The organism is Auraticoccus cholistanensis, assembly GCF_009742705.1.
Classification (GTDB): domain Bacteria; phylum Actinomycetota; class Actinomycetes; order Propionibacteriales; family Propionibacteriaceae; genus Auraticoccus; species Auraticoccus cholistanensis.
In genome coordinates, this window is sequence record NZ_WPCU01000004.1 from 434,824 (window position 1) to 453,031 (window position 18,208).

Genomic DNA, 18,208 nt, shown 5'->3' on the forward strand with positions numbered 1-18,208 from the left:
GAGGTGTTCATGGGGCCCGACGGTCCGGTCGTCGCCTTCGGCGGCACGACGGTCGGTCCGGGCGGGGCGACCCCCGACATCGTCGAGGACGCGGTCGGGGCCGGCACCCTGTCCCCGCAGACGGAGCAGGCGCTGGCCGTCGCGGAGGCGATCAGCAGCTCTCCCGGCGGGGACGACGTGGTCTACACCGGGCACTCCCTCGGTGGGCGGCTGGCGTCGATCGCCAGCCTGGCCTCGGGCAACGCGGCCGTCACCTACAACGCCGCCGGGGTCTCCGACGCCACGGTGGACTACGTCGCCCGCGCCAACGGCACCAGTGCGGAGGCGCTGCTGCAGCAGGCCGAGGACGGCCAGGTGCGCGCCTACCGCACCGGCGACGACCTCCTCACCAGGGCTCAGGAGGGCATCCCCGGCAGCCAGTACGTCCACGACGCCGTGGGGGCACCGATCGGGTACGGCGACGGCCTGCTGCAGTCCGACGGCGGCAGCGGCCACCAGCTGGACAACGTCGAGGAGAGCTACGAGCGTGACTTCGGGGTGGCGGTCCCCGACCCCTCCCGCGACCAGCGCTGAACCGTACGACCGGCCGACCCCGTCGTGGCCACCGTGGCAGGAGGCCGCCGACGGCGCCCGGGCCACCGGTCGTCAGGCGCGGAACAGGTGGATGTCGCCCATCGCGCTGCGGGCGTGCACCTGGAGGTGGTGCTCGTCCTCGGCCGGCGGACCCGCCGGTTCCAGGTCGACCCGGACCCGTCCCAGCCCGGTGCGCAGGTCGAGCAGCGCGGGCACGCCGTCGGCCACGCCGACCGAGATGGACCCCGCCGCCGTGCGGGCGCGCACCGACTCGGTGGTCTGCGCCACGGACACCTGGCCCGCGGCCGAGGAGGCCTGCAGCGGCCCCTCCAGCCGTCCGACCTCGATGGAGCCGGCGCCCGTGGTGGCCTGCACCGGACCGGTGACCGTCCCCAGCTCGATGCGCCCGGCCCCGGTCGTCAGCCGGGCCGACCGGGTGACGCGGTCGATGGTCAGCGTGCCGGCGCCGGAGCGGGCGTCGGTGTCGCGCACCTGCAGCAGCCGGGCGCGGCCGCTGCCGCTGCTGAGCGTCACGCGGCCCAGCGGGACCGTGCAGTCCACCTCGCCGGCGCCGGTGCGGCAGTCCAGGTCGGTCCCCTCGGGAACCTCGAGCACCAGCTCGACCGTCTCCAGCAGCCGCTGCCACCCGCCGCGCGCCACGGCGGAGCAGCGGGCGGGGTCGGTGCCGACGACCAGGACCCGGCCGCGGACCTCGACGGTGATCAGCTCCTGGGCCTCGGCGGAGGCGGTCAGCGTGCCGCGGATCCCGCCGTCGGCGGCGGGTCGCAGCCGGATGCGGCCGGCCGGCAGGCTCACCTCGAGGACGTCCACGTCGGCCGCGGCGACCTCGCGGGTGACGAGCTCGCCGGTGCTCACCGGACCCACCCCTGCACGTTGCCGCCGGACTCCGGGCCACGGCGGCCGCCCCGGCCGCGCGGGCCGTGGCCGTGCCGGGGACCGAAGGGGAAGCCGGGCGGGAAGGGCAGGTCCGGCGGGACCGGCGGGACCGGCGGACCGAACCCGGAGCCGTCGTCGGCCATCGGTCCGTCCCAGTGCCGGCGCCGGCCGCGCCCGCCCTCGGGCCGGCCCTCGCCCTCGCCCCGGCGCCCGCCGCGGCCCGGGTCGCCCCAGCCGCCGCGCCCGCCTCGGGGTCGGCTGGCCCGCATGATGGCCTGGGTGATCCAGACGTTGGTGGAGACGCCCTGCTCGTCGGCGAGCTGGTCGGCGCGCTCCTTGAGCGACTGCGGCAGCCGCAGGCTGATCCGCGCCATCGGCTCGTCGCCGGGCTGCTCCGTCTCCTCCTCGACCTCCTCCTCGGCGGCGAGCACGGTGGGCTCCTCCTCTGGGTCGACGACGGTGACCTCGAAGCGGGGTTCGCCGCCGTCCAGGCGCAGCGCGACCGAGCTGGGCGCGAGGTGGTAGCTGAGCTCGGTCGCGGCGTCGGAGAGGGCCTGGACGAGGGTGAGGCGGACCGTGGACTCGAGCGCGGTGCTGAGCTGGTCCGCCACCTGGCGGGTGCGGTCGTCGGCCAGCGCGGCGGCGTCACGGACACCGGTGCGGACCGACTCGAGATAGCTGTCGATGTTCATGACATCACTATGACACCATGATGACGTCATAGGCAAGGTTTATGGCGTCACGATGATGTCAGCCGAACAGCGCGTTCAGGTCGGCGTCGACGGCGTGGATGTCGATCTCGAGGTCCAGCCGGGGCAGCCCCGCCCCACCCACCGGGTGCAGGGAGACCACCACCCCGGTGGCCACGTCCAGCCCCACCCGGTACGCGTCGGGGTAGCGACCGACCGGGTTGCGCACGTGCCAGGGCGGGTACCCGCTGCCGGCGGTCTCGTCGCACTCGGAGACGGCGGAGAACAGCAGCGGGCAGCAGCCGCAGCGGGGGTCGTAGCCCTCCTCGGGGACGACCTCCGCGGTCCAGGTGGGACGTCCGGCGCGCAGCCCGGCCTCGAGCCCGCGCACCTGCACGTGGTGGCTGAGCTCGACCGGGTCCAGGCTGGCGACCCAGCGGTAGTTCTGGTGCATCGGGTCCCCGTAGTCGGGCCCGTCGGGGCGCTCGGCCACCAGCCCGTCGGGACGCAGCGGCGGGTCGACGTCCTGCGGCCACAGCGGTGACGGGTCGTCCAGCGGCACGACGCGACCGGTACCGGTGTCGAGCCGGAACCCCGAGACGCTCTGCGGCGGACCCTGCGTGCGGACCAGCCGGTCGCCGTCGCGGACGAGCAGGTCACCCGGGCGGCGCAGCCACGCCTCGACGGCGTGCCCGGCGTCGCGGTGGGTGAGGTGCAGCGTGCGGAAGCGCCACGGCGAGCTGCGGGCCAGCGCGCGGAAGGCGTCGGGAGTGGGGTCCACCCGGCCAGCATCCGGCCGGCCGGAGCGGGCAGCAACCGGGTATCGCCGGGAGGGAGTGAGGACCGGTGCGGCGGTCGCCTCGCGGCGAGGTGCGCGACGCGGCTCCCGTAGGTGTTCCGCGACGGCGATGGGTGAGGCCCGGGGACTCCGTCCCGCACCGGTCGACCAGCACAACCGGTCCCCCTCCCCGGGTATTCCGGCTCCGCGGGACTTCGGGGACGCTTCCCGTGACGAGGTCAGCCGGCCCGGCAGAGGTCGACCAGCTTGCGCACGGTGCTGAGGTTGCGGGCGGTGCCGGGCACCCCCAGCGTGCGGAGCGCGCGGTCGAGGCCTGGGTGCGCCCGGCCGGCGCCGTCGGCGTAGCGGACGTGCACCTCCTCCCCGACCAGCCGCCACAGCTCGGGACCGGTGTCGACCTGCCGGGCCCGCTCGACCACCTCGGCGGCGGGGTGTCCGGTCAGGAAGACGATGGAGGAGAACCGGGGGTGGAGCACCTCGAAGGGGTGGGCGTCCAGGGCCCGCTGCAGCTCGGCCGGGGTCCGCGACACCACCTCCCGGAAGAAGCCGAAGCGCTGCTCGACCGCCCGCTCGAGGGCCCGGTCGAACTCCCGCCAGTCCCCGGGTGGGACGCACAGCAAGTTGCCCGAGGCGATGTAGGTCGACACCCGGGTGGCACCGAGGCCCTCGGCCAGCTCCCGCAGCTCGGCCATCGGCAGCTTCGCGCCGCCGACGTTCACCGCCCGCAGCAGCAGCACCCGGAGCCCGTCGTCCATCCCGTCTCCCGTCCTCGTCCGGTTCCCGTCGTCGGCCGCGTTCAGCAGCAGCGGCCCTGGGGGTTGGCCTCCTGGTGGTCGCTGCGGGAGCGCCAGTACTCGGCCTCGGTCATCGGACGGCCGTGGCCGTGGCGGGCGTGCCAGGCCAGGTAGCCGTCGTAGGCCGACCCGCCCAGCACCCCGCGGACGTACCAGCGCAGGCTGCTCCAGCCGCTGCGGAGGCTGCTCCAGCCGCCGCGCGGGGTGCCTGCCAGTGCGGCCATCAGTGGCTCCTCACCGGCGACGTCCGGGAGCCGTCGTGCTCGGCCCACCGGGCCTGCAGCTCCTTCTCCGCCGGCGTGGGCAGGAACCCGGCCGGAGCGAAGATCTGCGAGGGCACGGCCGGCTCCTCGCTGCTGGGCGTCCCGACCCCGCGCAGCGTCCTGACCACCGACACCAGCGAGGCGACGATGACGACCACCGCCAGGGCCAGGAAGACCACCGACAGCGTGCCCTGCACCGTCGTGTTGCGCACCACGGCCTGCATCGCCTCGGGCGAGGTGGCCGTCCCCTGGCTGGTCTTCCCCGCGGCCAGGGCGTCGCGGAACACCTGGTTCTGCGCCCAGTAGCCCACGGCCGGGTTGGGGGAGAAGATCTTGTGCAGCGACCCGGTGATGGTCACCACCGCGGCGAAGGCCAGCGGCACCGCCGGGATCCACAGCCACCGGCGGACCCCGCCCTTGGCCGCGATGGCCATGCAGATGGCCAGCGCGATGGCCGCCAGCAGCTGGTTGGAGATGCCGAACAGCGGGAAGAACGTGTTGATGCCGCCCAGCGGGTCGGTGACGCCCAGCAGCAGGATGGCGCCCCAGCCGCCCACCATGATCGCGGTGCACACCCACGAGCCGACCCGCCAGGAGGTGTCGCGGAAGCGGGGGACCACGTTGCCCAGCGACTCCTGCAGCTGGAACCGCGCCACCCGGGTGCCGGCGTCCACGGCGGTGAGGATGAACAGCGCCTCGAACATGATCGCGAAGTGGTACCAGAACGAGGTCATCCCGCTGTGGGTGAGCTGCTGCATGATCATCGCCAGCCCCAGGGCCAGCGTCGGGGCGCCGCCGGTGCGGGAGATGACCGACTCCTCACCCACCGAGCGGGCGGTCTCCTCCAGGGCCTCCGGGGTCAGGTCCACCCCCGTCAGCCCCAGGCCGTTGACGAAGGCGGCCGCCGTCTCGGGTGTCCCGCCGGTGGCCGCGGCGGAGGCGTTCATGGCGAAGTAGATGCCGCGGTCGATGCTGAGCGCGGCGACGAGGGCCATGATCGCCACGAAGGACTCCATCAGCATGCCGCCGTAGCCGATCAGCCGGGTCTGGCGCTCCTTCTCGACCAGCTTCGGCGTGGTGCCGGAGGAGATCAGGGCGTGGAAGCCCGAGAGCGCCCCGCAGGCGATGGTGACGAAGAGGAACGGGAACAGCGAGCCCGACCAGACCGGGCCGGTGTCGCCGCCGGCGAACTCGCTCAGCGCCGGGGCCTCCAGCACGGGGCGCACGACGACGATGGCCACCGCGAGCATCACGATGGTGCCGATCTTCATGAACGTGGAGAGGTAGTCGCGCGGGGCCAGCAGCAGCCACACCGGCAGCACGGCGGCGATGAAGCCGTAGACGATGATGAGCCAGGCGATGGTGGTCCGCTCGAGGGTGAACACCTCGGCCAGCACCGGGTGCTGGGAGACCCAGGAGCCGGCCACGATGGCCGCCATCAGCAGCACGAAGCCGATCACCGAGATCTCGCTGACCTTGCCCGGGCGCAGGTAGCGCAGGTAGACGCCCATGAACAGCGCGATCGGCAGCGTCATGCCGACGCTGAACACGCCCCAGGGGCTCTCGCCGAGGGCGTTGACCACCACCAGGGCGAGGATGGCCACGATGATCACCATGATCAGCAGGGTGGCCAGGATGGCCGCGGTGCCGCCGATGCGGCCGAGCTCGTCGCGGGCCATCTGCCCCAGCGAGCGGCCGTGGCGGCGCATCGAGAAGAACAGCACCAGGTAGTCCTGGACGGCGCCGGCGAAGACCACGCCGGCCACGATCCAGATCGTCCCCGGCAGGTAGCCCATCTGCGCGGCCAGCACCGGTCCGACCAGCGGTCCGGCGCCGGCGATGGCGGCGAAGTGGTGGCCGAACAGCACGCGCCGGTCGGTCGGCATGAAGTCCTGGCCGTTCTCGGCGTACTCGGCTGGCGTCGCGCGGGTGTCGTCGGGCTTGGTGACGTGGCGCTCGATCACCTTGGTGTAGAAGCGGTAGGCGATCAGGAAGGTGCACACCGCGGCGAAGACGAACCAGATGGCGTTGATGGTCTCGCCCCGGACGAGGGCGATCATCGACCAGGCGACCGCGCCGAGCAGCGCGACCGCGCCCCAGACGACGATCTTGCGGGGGGTCCAGCGGCGCTCCTCGCGCTCCTGGGCCTCGGCGTCGATGGCGGCGGGCGGACGCCGGCTGGCCTCGTCTGCCGTGGTGCTGCGCTGGGACACGTGCCTGCTCCTTCGAGGACTCGGTGGGACTGGGGCAACCTATGCCTTCGCCGCCCTCTGGCGCACCAGACGGTCCGGCGTCCGAAGCCGTCCGGTGGCGCGGTACCAGGCCAGGCCCAGCAGCACCATCAGCGCGAGGTGCACCACGTCGCCGCCGTAGTACATCAGCTGCGCCCCGACCTCGGCCTCCCGCACCCCGGTCCCGGCCGGCGGGTGGGCGTACAACCACTTCGCCAGCACCGAGTGGGCGGCCACGAAGGCGACGAGCACCGTCGCGCGGACCGCCACCGGGCTGCGGTGCGGGTCGGGGTCGACGCCCACGACCGCCGCGGTGAACAGGTACCCGGCGAGCAGCACGTGGACGTGCACCAGGGCGTGACCGGGGCCTGAGGAGGTCAGCTGCCACAGGCCGGTGGTGTAGAGCAGCCACAGCCCGCCGGCGTCGAGCACGGCGGCGGTGACCGGGTGGGTCAGCACGCGGACCACGGGGCTGCGCAGCAGCCGGGTCAGCCGCCGGGCGGTGGCCACCGGGAGCACCCGCAGCGCCAGCGTGACCGGGGCCGCCAGCACCAGCAGCAGCGGGGCCACCATGCCGACCAGCAGGTGCCCGAGCATGTGCGCCACGAAGTCGGTGCGCGCCGCGGCGACGGGCCCGGCCAGCCCCAGCCCGAGGCTCAGCAGACCCAGCTGCCAGCTGAGCGTCCGCGCGAGCGGCCAGCGGCCCCGCCGCCCGGCCCGCCGCGAGGCCAGCAGCTGGGCCAGCGACGCCAGTGCCAGCAGCGCGACCACCACCACGGTGTGCGGGTCGGGCCCGGCGCCGGGGGCGTGGACGTGGGCGGGGGTCACGTCCGCCGCCCCGGCCGGCTGCGGCGCAGCAGCAGCAGTCCTGCCACCAGCACCACCGCCGAGGTGGCGATCCACACCGCGTCGTAGGGCAGCAGGTCGACGCCGTAACGGATCTGGTGCACCCGCAGCAGCTTGTGGTCGACCACCCCGTCGAAGAGCTGGAAGGCGCCCACCCCGGTCACCACCGCAGCGGTCCAGCGCCGCCACGACACCTCGCCCCGGCGGCGGACGTCGGCCAGCAGGAACAGCCCCCAGACCGTGACCGACCAGCTCAGCGCGTGCAGCACCCCGTCGCTGACCAGGGCGACGCGGGTGGTGGAGCGGTCGTAGAAGTGGTGCCACTGCAGCCCGAGGTGGAAGACCACCAGGTCGATCATCGAGGCCGCGACCCCGCAGCCGAACAGCACACCGGAGAGCACGGTGCGGCGGTCCGGCCCGCCGGCCGACGCGCCCGCGCCGCGCACCGGGGTGCGGGCGGGTTCCGCGGTGGTCATGGCTGCTCCTCGGGGTGGACGCCCGCGGTCGGGCGCCTCCGAGGGCCGGTACCCGGACCGCGGAGACGCCACACTGTGCCCATGCAGCCTGCGCCGCCCCCGATCCCCTACGTCGAGCACCACGCGGGTGGTCGCCGGCTGCTCACGGTGCGCCTCGAGGTCGGCGCGACCCGGGCGGTCGCCCCCGTGGTGGCCGTCGACGGGCGTGCCTACGTGGTCACCTGGCCGGTGGCGGTCTTCGAGATCCCCGCCGACCGGCCGGTGCACGTCAGCGTGCACCTGATGGGGATGCTGAGCCCCTGCCCGGCCTCGGTGCTGCTGTTCCCGGCGTCCCAGCCGGAGCTGACCTACCGCGTCCCCGACGTCCTGGGACCCGCCACCCTGAGCTGACCGGTCCGACGGCTCAGCCGGCCGGAACCGGCTCCGAGGCCGCCTGGCGCAGGGCCGCCGGGACGTCGCGGGCGTGGTAGACGCGCTCGTCGGGCTCGATCTGCGCGCAGAAGTCGGCGTAGAGCAGCGCCGCGAGCAGCGGCATCACCGGCCGCAGCAGCTCCGCCGCCCGCTCCGGCTCGCAGCCCGGGACGGCCCGGCGCCAGGCGCTCGCCCAGGCGGCGCGGACGCGGGCGCGGTCCTCGGCACCCAGGCCCCGGCAGAACGCCAGCTCGTCGCCCAGCGGGTGCCCGACGGCGGCGTCGGACCAGTCCAGGACGACGTGGCGGCCGGCCGTCCCGCGGACGTTGCCGGGGTGGAAGTCGCCGTGGACCAGGGTGTCGGGGACACCGCACCCGGCCAGCGCGACGGCGCGGGCGTCGAGGGTCTGCAGCAGGTGGTCGAGCCGGCGCCGCTCGTCCCCGGTCAACGCTGCCGCCTGCTCCTCGACCACGGCCGCCAGCCGCGGCGCGAGGGCGTCCAGCCGCCGGTCGGGGACGCCCAGGGCGGACAGCTCTCCGGTGCGGCCGACGAAGGCCAGCTGCAGCGCCACCAGCTGCTCCACCATCGGCAGCAGCGTCTCGCCGCCGGCCCCGAAGTGGTCGACGCCCGAGACGTCGGGCAGCAGCACGCGACCGGGTTCGGCGGCGATCGGCCGCGGCACCGAGGCGGGGTCGAGGGCGCGCATCAGCAGCCCCTCGTGGGCGAAGAACGGCGGGACGCTCTTGAGCCAGGCGTCCCCGGCGGTGGTGGGGAGGCGCCAGATGCTGGACAGGTTCCAGGTCTTGACCTGCTGCGGCCGGCCGGTGAGGGTCCGGCCCTCGGCGGCGAGCGCGGCCTCCGCCCAGGCCAGCTCGCGGGCCGGTCCACCGGGGCGGGCGTAGGCCTGGCGCAGCGGGTGGTCGGCGGTGGGGTCGCCCGGCCAGGGCCGCAGCCCGCCGGGGACCGGTCCGCCGACCTCGGCCAGGTAGGCGACCGCGCCGCCGAAGACGGCGTCGTCGGGAGCGGTCAGCAGCCGCAGCACGGTGACCTCCACGTGGTGGCGGCGCCGGCAGCCCTCGACCACCTCCGCGACCTCGGGCCACCACGGGGTCGGCACGGGGAAGGGTGGCAGCGCGCCCAGCAGCTGCCCGTCACCGGTGCACAGCACCACGGTCACGTCCTTCCCGGTGCTGGTCACGCGCCGGACGGTAGCCAACCGGAGGCGGCCGCGGCGAGGGGTTTCCCGCCGGCCCACCGGCCCGGTGCGGTGGTCCGGTCCGCAGCGGGGTAGGAGGAGGACATGGCTGATCCCGTTCCCGCCGGCAGCGACGTCTCCGCCGGCACCTACGAGTGCACGAGCTGCGGCTACCACCAGGAGGTGACGTCGATCAAGCACCTCCCGCCCTGCCCGAGCTGCCGCAACGGCCAGTACCGCACGCTCAGCGGCGGCGACTCGGTCGACGACCCCTATCCGGACCGGCACTAGCCGGCGTCGGGCCGCGGCTGCGCCGGCCCACCACCACGGACGGGCTCCAGCCCCGGGAGCAGCCCGTCGTCAGCCCCGCTGCTCCAGGAACCCGATCAGCGTGGCCGTGAGCTCGGCGGGTGCGTCCTCCTGGACGAGGTGCCCCGCTCCGGCGACGGGGTGCAGCCGCGCGCCCGGGATGCGCGCGGCGAGCTCCTCACCCCTGGCCAGCGGGAGCCAGGTGTCGTCCTGGCCCCAGCACACCAGCGTCGGCAGCTCGATCTCGCCGTACCGGTCCTGCACCTCGTCGGTGTGGGACTGGTCGGCCTGGGCGATCTGGCGGTAGAAGGCCGCCTGTCCGGGGTCGCCGAGCCAGGGCTGAACCAGCTGGTCCAGGACGGCGGGGTGCAGGCCCGGGCTGCTGGCCGAGGTGACGTACTCACGCACCAGCGCCGCGTGCAGCGCCGGCGGCAGCTGCGCGAAGACGTCGGGGTGCTGGCGGACCAGCCGGAAGAACGGGGAGCCCCACGGGGACAGCGCGACCGCGTCGACGAGCGCGAGGGCGCGGTAGCGGGCGCCGTGCAGCAGGTGCGCCCGCAGGGCCACCGCACCGCCGAAGTCGTGGGCGACCACGGACGGCTCCGCCAGGTCCCAGTGCGCCAGCAGCTCGGTGAACACCCTGCCCTGGGCCGCGAGCGAGACGTCCTGGCCGGCGGCCTTCTCCGACGTCCCGTAGCCGGGCATGTCCCACACCAGCACCTGGTACCGGGAGGCCAGTGCGCGGGCGACAGCACGCCAGACGAACGAGGAGAAGGGCGTGCCGTGCAGCAGCACGACGGGCGGCTGGCCGGCTCGACCCAGCCGGGCCCAGCGGACCTCGCCCGAGGAGCTGCGGAACGTCTCAGGCAGGTGCCATCCGGTCACGGGTGCTGCTCCTCCCGGTCGTCTCGGCGGTCGGTGCCGGGGTCAGGGACGCCCGCGCCGCCGGCGCCCGAGCAGCGCGGCCACGGCGGCCAGCAGCAGGGCGGCCACCACGACGCCGAGGGTGATCAGGCCCGGGCTGGCGCCGTCGTCGGCCGGGTCGGTGCCGTCTGCGGGGTCGCCGGAGGGGGCGGCGGAGGGCGGGACCTCGGAGAAGCCCACCGGCGGCCGGACCTCGAACTGGACCTCGCTGTCGGTGCCCACCGCGCTGGCCGGGGCCGGGTCGCCGCAGCCGGTGGCCGGGTACCCGGCCAGGGCGCAGATCAGGCCGTCGGAGTCGCGGACCTCGGCCACCGCCTCGAAGACGTCGCGGGCGGTGTCGCCGGGGGCGGCGAGCACGCAGGTGGCGGTCGGGGTGCCGGGGCCGGTACCGCCCTCGGGGGCGTCCTCGGCGGTCCCCGGGTCGACCAGCACGGCCACCCGGGCGCCCTCGGCGGGGGCGGCCACGTCGCCGCAGACGGCCTCGAAGTCGGGGGTGGTGCGGGGAGCGCGCGCCTCGCTGCCGTGCACGGCGAAGCGCATGGCCTGCACCGAGCCCTCGGTCGGGGTGACGTCCGCGGGGCCGGTGGTGGCCGCGGTCCAGCTGCCCTGCTCGGCGGTGAAGTAGGCCCAGTAGCGGTAGGCCGTCTCGGCGGAGGCGGAGGGGGCCGCGCTGAGCAGCGCCACCACCGCCAGCACCAGGGCGGCGCCCGCACGGGGGAGGGTGCTCAGGCGTCCGGGGAGCGGGCTGACGGGTCGGGCCATGCGGGGCGTTCCTCCTGTGGTCGTGCCGTCACGGGCTCGGGCCGTGACCTCGCGGCAGCCTACTGGGAGCCGGCGCCGGCCCTCGCGGCGTGGACGCCACGGCTGCGGGTTCTCGTCGGTGGGCTGGTCTAGTGTCGTCGGTGTCGCTGCGGGCGAGCGTGGCGGAGGACGACGACGGGCAGGCAGTGATCACTTTCGAGGCGGTCAGCAAGACGTACCGGGACGGCACCACGGCGGTCTCGGAGCTGGACCTGGTGCTGCCCTCCGACCAGGTGTCGGTGCTGGTCGGTCCCTCGGGCTGCGGCAAGACCACCACCCTGCAGATGATCAACCGGATGATCGAGCCCACCGCCGGATCGATCAGCTGGGACGGCACCCCGCTGCCGCAGATCAGGCGGACGACGCTTCGCCGCCAGATGGGCTACGTGATCCAGAGCGGGGGTCTCTTCCCGCACCGGACGGTGCTGGACAACATCTGCACCGTGCCGACGCTGCTCGGCTGGAGCCGGGCGCGCAGCCGCTCGCGCGCGCTGGAGCTGCTGTCGCTCGTGGGGCTGGACCGCTCGCTGGCGCAGCGGTTCCCCGCCCAGCTCAGCGGCGGGCAGCAGCAACGCGTGGGGGTGGCCCGGGCGCTGGCCGCGGACCCGGTGCTGCTGCTGATGGACGAGCCCTTCTCGGCCGTGGACCCGGTGGTCCGCGCCGACCTGCAGGAGCTGGTAAAGGGGCTGCAGCGCGAGCTGGGCAAGACCATCGTGATGATCACCCACGACATCGACGAGGCGATGATCATGGGCGACCAGGTGGTGATCATGCGGGTGGGCGGCCGGATCGCCCAGATGGGCACCCCCGACGAGATCCTCGACCGGCCGCTGGACGACTTCGTGGCCGGGTTCGTCGGCCGCGACCGCGGCTACCGCGCGCTCACCTTCGCCCCGGCCGCGGGGCTGCCGGTCGCGCGGATCCGCTCGGTGCGCTCGGCGGCCAGCGTCGCCACCGGTTCCTCCCCGGCGGTGGTGGTGGACGGCGAGGGACGTCCGCTGGGCTGGGCCGACGCCGCGCACGGCAGCACCCTGCTGCCGCTGGGCGCCACCTTCGCCGCCGAGACCGACACGCTGCGGGCCGTGGTCGACGCCGCCCTGTCCTCACCCGTGGGGCTGGCCGTGGCGGTGCAGAGCAGCGGCCGGCTCGCCGGGGTGGTGAGCGCCGCCGACGCCCTCGAGGCGGTCCGGCGGCGTCGGCTGCAGGTGGCCGAACGGCACGGCTCCGCCGTCGCCGCGGCGCCCGACGACGGCGACGCGCCGTCCGCCGATCCCGCCACCCTGCACGAGGAGGCCGGGCCGCCCGCCGACCCCGCCGCCCCCCGGCAGGAGGTCGGGCACCCGCCGACCCCGTCGCCGGACCGGAGGACCACGCCGCCGCCGGACGGGGCTGCGCCGGCCGGGCCGGCCGACGACGAGCGCGAGGCCGCGTCCTGATGGACCTGGACTGGATCGCGCGCAACCTGGCCGACGGTCAGGACATCGTCGGCCTGCTCGGGCTGCACCTCGTGCTGGCACTGACCCCGGTGGTGGCCGCGCTGGTGATCTCCCTGCCGCTCGGCTACGCGGTCTCCCGCACCCGGGCGGTGGCCGGTCCGCTGCTGGCCCTGTTCGGGGTGGTCTACTCGGTGCCCTCGCTGGCCCTCTTCGTCGCCCTGCCGCTGGTGCTGGGGACCCGCATCCTGGACCCGCTCAACATCGTGGTGGCGCTGACCATCTACACGGTGGCCCTGCTGGTGCGCAGCGTGGTCGACGGCTTCCGCGGGGTGCCGGCGCAGACCCGTCAGGCCGCGCAGGCGATGGGGATGGGACCGCTGCGGCGGGTGCTGACCGTGGAGCTGCCGCTGGCGATGCCGGTGGTCTTCGCCGGCCTGCGGGTGGTCACCGTCTCGAACATCGCCCTGGTCAGCGTGGGGGCGGTGATCGGGCTCGGCGCGCTGGGTGAGCTCTTCGACCTCGGTCTGCGGCAGGGCTTCTACACCCCGATCGTCGTGGGCATCGTGCTGATCGTCGCCCTCGCGCTGCTCTTCGACGGGCTGATCCTGCTGGTGCAGCGGCTCTGCCTGCCCTGGAGCCGGGGGGCCGCCGCGTGAACGTCTTCTCCTTCCTGCTCGACGCCGAGAACTGGGCCGGTCCCAGCGGCATCTGGGTCCGGATCGGCCAGCACGTCTTCTACAGCGTCGCCTCGGTGCTGCTGGCCGCGCTGGTGGCGATCCCGCTGGGCGTCCTCATCGGTCACACCCGCCGCGGCGACGCCGTGGTGTCGGGGCTGAGCAACGCCGCCCGGGCGGTGCCGACGCTCGGGCTGCTGGTGCTGGTGGTCACCCTGATGGGCAGCGGGTACCTGCCCGTCGTGCTGGCCCTCGCCGTGCTGGCCGTGCCGCCGGTCCTGGTCAACACCGCCGCCGGGTTCCGCGGCGCCGACCCCGGCGCCGTGCACGCCGGGCGGGCGCTGGGGATGACGGGCTGGCAGCTGGTGCGCCAGGTCGAGCTCCCGCTCGCCGTGCCGCTGGTCGTCTCCGGGCTGCGCAGCGCCTCGCTGCAGGTGGTGGCCACCGCCACCGTGGCCGCGCTGGCCGCCGCCGGCGGGCTGGGCCGCTTCGTGGTGGACGGGCAGAACCTGGGCCCGGGCGGCTACCCGCAGATGTTCGCCGGTGCCGTGCTGGTGGCCCTGCTCGCCGTGCTGGTCGACCTCGGGCTCGGCGGGCTCGGGTGGGCGCTGCAGCGGCGCACCGGCCGGATCAGCCGCGAGGACCGCGACCACCTCGCCACCCTGCAGCCCGGGACGGCGTGACGATGACGGGAACACCACGCCGCACCCCGCTGTTGCCCCGACCAGGCACCGGCCGTCCCGGCCGGAGCTGCCCGCACCCCCACGCCGTCCTCACGAGGAGCACCCGATGAAGAAGCTCGCTCACCTGGCCGTCGCGCTGGCCACCGCCGGCGCCCTCACCCTCTCCGCCTGCGGCGCCGGCGGCGACCCGCTGGCCGAACCGTCGTCCTCGCCCAGCGCCAGCGGCGGCGGCGGGGGCGAGGAGGTCGTCGTCGGCTCGGCCAACTTCACCGAGTCGCAGGTGCTGGGTGAGCTCTACGCGCAGGCGCTGGAGGCGGCCGGGGTCCCCGCCAGCACCCGGCCCAACATCGGCTCGCGCGAGGTCTACCTCACCGCCCTGCAGGACGGCTCGGTGTCGGTGGTGCCCGAGTACACCGGCAACCTGCTGCTCTACTACGACGCCAACTCACCGGCGTCCACCCCGGAGGAGATCGAGGCGGCGCTGGAGGAGGTGCTGGCCGAGGAGCAGCTCGTCCTGGGCACGCCCTCCTCGGCCGCCGACCAGGACGTCTACGTGGTCACGGGCGAGTACTCCCAGACCCACGGCATCACCTCGCTGGCCGACCTGACCAAGGTGGACGACGAGGCCGTGCTCGGCGGCCCCGGCGAGCTGGCCGAGCGGTCCTACGGCCCGCCCGGGCTGGCCGAGATCTACGGCGTCGAGTTCGCCGAGTTCCGCCCCTACGACGCGCCGGCGGTCAAGATCAAGGACCTCAACGACGGCAAGATCCAGGTCGCCACCTTCTTCACCACCGAGGCAGCCATCGGCGACAACGGCTACGTCGCCCTGGAGGACCCGGAGGGCATGATCCTGCCGCAGAACGTCGCCCCGCTGATGGCCTCCGCGGTGGCCGACAACCCGGCGGCGGTCGAGGCGCTGGACGCCGTCTCCGCGGCGCTGACCACCGAGGACCTGACCGCGCTCAACAAGTCCGTGGACGCCGACCGCCGCAACCCCGACGAGGTCGCGGCGGAGTGGCTGGCCGGCAAGGGGCTGGCCTGAGCCCGCGGGCTCAGGGCGCCGCGCCGACGGCCAACCTCAGCCGAGGCGGCGGCGCCAGCGCCGGTCGGCGCCGGACTCCGGTGCGGGTCCGGTGAGGCCGGTGGCGCGGGCGACGCCGTCGGCCAGGCCGCGGAACGGGAGCAGCCGGCGACGCCAGGTGGCCGAGCGGGCCTGCCGCCCGACCGGCAGCCGCAGCGGCGGCGTGGGGTCGGCGAGCGTGGCCAGCACGGCGTCGGCCACCTCGTGCTCGGCCGAGGCCTCGTAGCGGGCGCTGGCCCGCACCCGGGGCTCGGCCCGGTCGACCAGCAGCCGGTAGCCGCTGTCGCGCCGCAGCTGGGTGCCGCCGGTCAGCGAGCCCTCGAGGCTGGGCTGCAGCACCGTCACGCTCAGCCCGAAGGGGGCCACCTCCAGCGCGAGGGCCTCCGACCAGCCCTCCAGCGCCCAGGTCGCGGCGGCCAGCGCCGACAGCGTGGGGGAGGGGGTCAGCGCGGCGTGGGAGCTGATGGTGATGATCTTGCCCTGGCGGCGCCGTCGCATCGTGGGCAGCGCCGCCCGCACCACGGCCATCGCGCCGAACAGCACGCCGTCGAGGGTGTGGCGGACCTGGGCGGCGGTGAGGTCCTCGAAGAAGCCGAGCGGGGTCTCGCCGGGGACGGTCACCACCGCGTCCAGCCGGTTCCCGGTGGCCTGCATGGCGAGCGTGACCGCCCGGGTCACCGAGGCGTCGTCCTCGGGGTCGAGCTGCAGCACCGTGGCGTCGACCCCCGCGGTGGCCAGCGCCGAGCGCAGCGCGCCCGCCCGCGAGGGGTCCGGCATGGTGGCGAAGACCCGCCACCCGGCCGCCGCGGCGGTGACCGCGATGCGCAGCCCCAGGCCGTCGGCGCACGAGGTGATGAGGACGGAGCCGCGCGTGGTCATGGGAGAAACCCTAGTGCGCCGCCGCGCTGGCACCACCGGGGGCGGAGGCGGATGACCGGCGGAAATCCTCCCGGTAACGGAAATGCGTCGAATTCTTGCCGGAGGACCGTCCATAGGATTAAATGACCTCGACAGTCGGGGGGCTGTCCTCCGGTCACGGAGTTCAGGACAGCAGGTCATCCATGGTCACCGCCGTCTCTCGGCATGCCGGTGCTCCGCGCCCGGCCGCACCACAGCAGGTCTCCGTTCTCCGCAGCGGTCAGGACGACGACGTCCGGGTCCGTCCGCAGCAGGCACCACCCGCGCGCGTCGCCGGCTCCGTGTCGGTGGTCGTCGCCACCCGGGACCGCCCGGCCATGCTCCGGCGGGCGCTGCGCTCCGTCCTCGCCCAGGAGCACCCCGGCACCGTCGAGGTGACCGTGGTCTTCGACCAGGGCGAGCCGGACCCCGACCTCGTCGGTGACCTGGCCGGGCTGACGGGGCCGACGCGCACGCTGCGCACGGTCGTCAACGACTCCCGGCCCGGGCTGGCGGGCGCCCGCAACTGCGGCGTCCGGCACTCCTCGGGGGAGTTCGTGGCCTTCTGCGACGACGACGACGAGTGGCTGCCCGGCAAGCTGGTGACCCAGCTGGCCGCCCTCGCGGAGTCGCCCGCGTCGTGGTTCTGCGCCGGTGGATTCGTGGTCGACTTCAACGGCCGGGTCAACGAGCGGCTGGCCGAGCCCGGCGCGGTCACCTTCGAGCAGCTGCTCCGCGAGCGCAACGCCGCGCTGCACCCCTCCACCTTCCTGATGCGCACCGAGCGGCTGCGCCAGCTGGGCGAGGTGGACGAGCTGCTGCCCGGCGGCTACGGCGAGGACTACGACCTGCTGCTGCGGGCCGCCCGTACGGCCCCGGTGCTCGCGGTCCCCGGTCCGCTGGCCCGGGTGTACTGGCACAGCTCCTCGTTCTTCGCCGACCGCTGGCGCACCATCGTCGAGGCCAACGAGTACCTCAAGGCCAAGCACCCGGAGTTCGCCCGTGAGCCGGCCGCCGTCGCGTGGCTGGACGGCAAGACCGCCTTCGCCCTCGGTGCGGTGGGGGAGCGGCGGCGAGCCCGGCGAACAGCCCTGACCGCGCTCCGAGCGCGCCCGGGTCAGCGCCAGGCGTGGGCGGCGCTGGCCCTGAGCACCGGCCTGGTCAAGGCCTCGTGGATCCAGAAGGCGGCTCAGACCGTCGGCAAGGGCGTCTGAGCGACGCTCGCCGCGGCCCCCTCCGGGCCGCACCGCACCACACCACCGCGTCGCCGGACGGCTGGACGCACCCTGTCATCGGAGCACCATGAGCACCTCGCAGCCCGGAACCATCCGTCGCAGCACCGCCACCCTGCTGGCCCTCTGCCTCGGCATCACCCTCGTCCTCACCGCACCGCCCGCCGCCGAGGCGGCCACGCCCGTCCCGGACGGCTCCTCGCCCGCGCTCGCGGCCGCCTCCTGCTGGGAGGTCAAGCAGCAGCAGCCGCAGGCCCCCACGGGGACGTACTGGCTGCTGACACCCGACCTGCAGGCACCCCAGCAGTTCCGCTGCGACATGGTCACCGACGGCGGCGGCTGGGTGCTCGTCGGCCGCGGCCGTGAGGGCTGGCAGGCCCAGCAGTACGGCCAGGGACGTCCCGCCGACCTGCTGGGCGAGCGGACCAGCTTCGCCACCACCCAGCTCCCCGCCCGCACCATCGACGCCCTGCTCGGCGGCGGCGACGTCAGCGCCCTCAGCGAGGGCATCCGGCTGCGCCGCGCCCGCGACGGCGGCGGCTTCACCTGGCAGGAGGCCCGGGTCCGGCTGTCGGCGCGGGACCGCTGGAGCTGGTCCTTCGGCGCGGGCCTGCCGGTGGGCAGCTACTCCTTCGACGGCTTCAGCGGCAGCGGCGGCTCGAGCAACAACTTCGGCCGGGACTCGGCCTACCAGCGGGTCAACACCGAGGTCTCCTCGGCGCAGGCCTACACCATCGGCTTCGCCTACGGCGGCAGCGTCACCGGCACCAACAGCGCGACGACCTTCCTCTGGTCCAGCACCAACGGCGGCGGCAGCGCCCGCCCGTACACCGAGGTGTGGCTCCGTCCGCGGCTGACGCAGCAGTCGGCGGGCTTCACCGCGGTGCCCGACGGCGGCACCGCGGCGAAGGAGAACCGCGCCATGGTCAGCACCTACGCGCTGAGCCAGACCTGGGGCGTCACCGGACTGGCCACCAACTACGGCGGTGAGGGCAAC

Annotated in this window: 21 protein-coding genes; 9 read left to right on the forward strand and 12 right to left on the reverse strand. The window is 74.9% G+C overall.

Annotated elements, in window-relative coordinates; translation table 11 throughout:
- On the forward strand, positions 1-573 hold a 573-nt coding region (locus GC722_RS04450), incomplete at its 5' end, for a hypothetical protein (RefSeq protein WP_197429776.1).
- A 72-nt stretch (positions 574-645) separates the two neighbouring features.
- On the opposite strand, the gene GC722_RS18120 is transcribed toward GC722_RS04450, so the two are convergent.
- The 8 genes from GC722_RS18120 to GC722_RS17600 all read right to left on the reverse strand — a co-directional run bounded on the left by GC722_RS18120 (position 646) and on the right by GC722_RS17600 (position 7,568).
- Positions 646-1,449 (reverse strand): DUF4097 family beta strand repeat-containing protein, encoded by an 804-nt coding sequence (locus GC722_RS18120; protein ID WP_197429777.1) that lies wholly within the window; start codon positions 1,447-1,449, stop codon positions 646-648.
- Positions 1,446-2,162 carry a toxin-antitoxin system HicB family antitoxin gene (locus GC722_RS04460; protein ID WP_197429778.1) on the reverse strand — a complete coding sequence of 239 codons (717 nt, stop codon included), beginning with the start codon at positions 2,160-2,162 and terminating at the stop codon, positions 1,446-1,448. Before GC722_RS04460 ends, GC722_RS18120 begins: the two co-directional genes overlap by 4 nt.
- A gap of 58 nt (positions 2,163-2,220) precedes the next feature.
- The gene (locus GC722_RS04465; RefSeq protein ID WP_156608300.1) at positions 2,221-2,940 is read right to left on the reverse strand and encodes a hypothetical protein; all 720 of its coding nucleotides are present in this window, start codon (positions 2,938-2,940) and stop codon (positions 2,221-2,223) included.
- 236 nt (positions 2,941-3,176) lie between these two features.
- A complete protein-coding gene (locus GC722_RS04470; RefSeq protein WP_156608302.1) occupies positions 3,177-3,713 on the reverse strand; it encodes a DUF1697 domain-containing protein in 537 nt (178 codons plus the stop codon).
- A 41-nt stretch (positions 3,714-3,754) separates the two neighbouring features.
- The gene (locus GC722_RS04475) at positions 3,755-3,976 is read right to left on the reverse strand and encodes a YbdD/YjiX family protein (RefSeq protein ID WP_156608304.1); all 222 of its coding nucleotides are present in this window, start codon (positions 3,974-3,976) and stop codon (positions 3,755-3,757) included.
- Complete coding sequence (locus GC722_RS04480) at positions 3,976-6,075, reverse strand: carbon starvation CstA family protein (RefSeq protein WP_197429853.1); 2,100 nt, start codon at positions 6,073-6,075, stop codon at positions 3,976-3,978. The genes GC722_RS04475 and GC722_RS04480 overlap by 1 nt, the downstream gene beginning before the upstream one ends.
- 192 nt (positions 6,076-6,267) lie before the next feature.
- Complete coding sequence (locus GC722_RS04485) at positions 6,268-7,074, reverse strand: cytochrome c oxidase assembly protein (protein WP_197429779.1); 807 nt, start codon at positions 7,072-7,074, stop codon at positions 6,268-6,270.
- Entirely contained in the window at positions 7,071-7,568 is a 498-nt protein-coding gene (locus tag GC722_RS17600; RefSeq protein ID WP_197429780.1) for a DUF2243 domain-containing protein, read from the reverse strand. Before GC722_RS17600 ends, GC722_RS04485 begins: the two co-directional genes overlap by 4 nt.
- Before the next feature lie 81 nt (positions 7,569-7,649).
- On the opposite strand from GC722_RS17600, the gene GC722_RS04490 reads away from it, so the two are divergent.
- Entirely contained in the window at positions 7,650-7,958 is a 309-nt protein-coding gene (locus tag GC722_RS04490) for a hypothetical protein (RefSeq protein ID WP_156608306.1), read from the forward strand.
- 13 nt (positions 7,959-7,971) lie between these two features.
- On the opposite strand, the gene GC722_RS18840 is transcribed toward GC722_RS04490, so the two are convergent.
- A complete protein-coding gene (locus GC722_RS18840) occupies positions 7,972-9,177 on the reverse strand; it encodes an aminoglycoside phosphotransferase family protein (protein WP_197429781.1) in 1,206 nt (401 codons plus the stop codon).
- Positions 9,178-9,279: 102 nt separating this feature from the next.
- Here GC722_RS18840 and GC722_RS04500 point away from each other — a divergent pair, with 102 nt between their 5' ends.
- Complete coding sequence (locus GC722_RS04500) at positions 9,280-9,465, forward strand: zinc ribbon-containing protein (protein ID WP_156608310.1); 186 nt, start codon at positions 9,280-9,282, stop codon at positions 9,463-9,465.
- Between the two features lie 69 nt (positions 9,466-9,534).
- Here GC722_RS04500 and GC722_RS04505 read toward each other — a convergent pair whose 3' ends face one another.
- Positions 9,535-10,368 carry an alpha/beta fold hydrolase gene (locus GC722_RS04505; RefSeq protein WP_331714374.1) on the reverse strand — a complete coding sequence of 278 codons (834 nt, stop codon included), beginning with the start codon at positions 10,366-10,368 and terminating at the stop codon, positions 9,535-9,537.
- A gap of 42 nt (positions 10,369-10,410) precedes the next feature.
- Entirely contained in the window at positions 10,411-11,169 is a 759-nt protein-coding gene (locus GC722_RS04510) for an SCO2322 family protein (protein WP_156608312.1), read from the reverse strand.
- A 140-nt stretch (positions 11,170-11,309) separates the two neighbouring features.
- On the opposite strand from GC722_RS04510, the gene GC722_RS04515 reads away from it, so the two are divergent.
- The 4 genes from GC722_RS04515 to GC722_RS04530 all read left to right on the forward strand — a co-directional run bounded on the left by GC722_RS04515 (position 11,310) and on the right by GC722_RS04530 (position 15,043).
- Complete coding sequence (locus tag GC722_RS04515; protein ID WP_331714375.1) at positions 11,310-12,644, forward strand: ABC transporter ATP-binding protein; 1,335 nt, start codon at positions 11,310-11,312, stop codon at positions 12,642-12,644.
- Entirely contained in the window at positions 12,644-13,300 is a 657-nt protein-coding gene (locus GC722_RS04520) for an ABC transporter permease (RefSeq protein WP_156608314.1), read from the forward strand. Before GC722_RS04515 ends, GC722_RS04520 begins: the two co-directional genes overlap by 1 nt.
- Positions 13,297-14,001: an ABC transporter permease subunit gene (locus GC722_RS04525; protein WP_331714376.1), complete on the forward strand. Its 705-nt coding sequence runs from the start codon at positions 13,297-13,299 to the stop codon at positions 13,999-14,001. Before GC722_RS04520 ends, GC722_RS04525 begins: the two co-directional genes overlap by 4 nt.
- A gap of 106 nt (positions 14,002-14,107) precedes the next feature.
- Positions 14,108-15,043 (forward strand): ABC transporter substrate-binding protein, encoded by a 936-nt coding sequence (locus GC722_RS04530; protein WP_156608319.1) that lies wholly within the window; start codon positions 14,108-14,110, stop codon positions 15,041-15,043.
- Between the two features lie 36 nt (positions 15,044-15,079).
- On the opposite strand, the gene GC722_RS04535 is transcribed toward GC722_RS04530, so the two are convergent.
- Positions 15,080-15,961, reverse strand: coding sequence for an SDR family NAD(P)-dependent oxidoreductase (locus GC722_RS04535; protein WP_197429782.1), 882 nt, complete (start codon positions 15,959-15,961; stop codon positions 15,080-15,082).
- Between the two features lie 326 nt (positions 15,962-16,287).
- Between GC722_RS04535 and GC722_RS04540 the strand changes: the two genes are divergently transcribed.
- On the forward strand, positions 16,288-17,193 hold the full coding sequence (locus GC722_RS04540) for a glycosyltransferase family 2 protein (protein ID WP_197429783.1): 906 nt from the start codon (positions 16,288-16,290) through the stop codon (positions 17,191-17,193).
- 88 nt (positions 17,194-17,281) lie between these two features.
- The coding region (locus GC722_RS04545; RefSeq protein WP_197429784.1) for a fibrinogen-like YCDxxxxGGGW domain-containing protein at positions 17,282-18,208 on the forward strand (927 nt) is incomplete at its 3' end.

What these genes read in the sequence shown, in the direction of transcription:
- GC722_RS04490 (WP_156608306.1), top strand. Translation starts at nt 7,650, where the DNA reads ATGCAGCCTGCGCCGCCCCCGATCCCCTACGTCGAGCACCACGCGGGT.
- GC722_RS17600 (WP_197429780.1), bottom strand. Translation starts at nt 7,568, where the DNA reads ATGACCACCGCGGAACCCGCCCGCACCCCGGTGCGCGGCGCGGGCGCG.
- GC722_RS04530 (WP_156608319.1), top strand. Translation starts at nt 14,108, where the DNA reads ATGAAGAAGCTCGCTCACCTGGCCGTCGCGCTGGCCACCGCCGGCGCC.
- GC722_RS04470 (WP_156608302.1), bottom strand. Translation starts at nt 3,713, where the DNA reads ATGGACGACGGGCTCCGGGTGCTGCTGCTGCGGGCGGTGAACGTCGGC.
- GC722_RS04535 (WP_197429782.1), bottom strand. Translation starts at nt 15,961, where the DNA reads ATGACCACGCGCGGCTCCGTCCTCATCACCTCGTGCGCCGACGGCCTG.
- GC722_RS04475 (WP_156608304.1), bottom strand. Translation starts at nt 3,976, where the DNA reads ATGGCCGCACTGGCAGGCACCCCGCGCGGCGGCTGGAGCAGCCTCCGC.
- GC722_RS04460 (WP_197429778.1), bottom strand. Translation starts at nt 2,162, where the DNA reads ATGAACATCGACAGCTATCTCGAGTCGGTCCGCACCGGTGTCCGTGAC.
- GC722_RS04500 (WP_156608310.1), top strand. Translation starts at nt 9,280, where the DNA reads ATGGCTGATCCCGTTCCCGCCGGCAGCGACGTCTCCGCCGGCACCTAC.
- GC722_RS04510 (WP_156608312.1), bottom strand. Translation starts at nt 11,169, where the DNA reads ATGGCCCGACCCGTCAGCCCGCTCCCCGGACGCCTGAGCACCCTCCCC.
- GC722_RS04520 (WP_156608314.1), top strand. Translation starts at nt 12,644, where the DNA reads ATGGACCTGGACTGGATCGCGCGCAACCTGGCCGACGGTCAGGACATC.
- GC722_RS04480 (WP_197429853.1), bottom strand. Translation starts at nt 6,075, where the DNA reads ATGATCGCCCTCGTCCGGGGCGAGACCATCAACGCCATCTGGTTCGTC.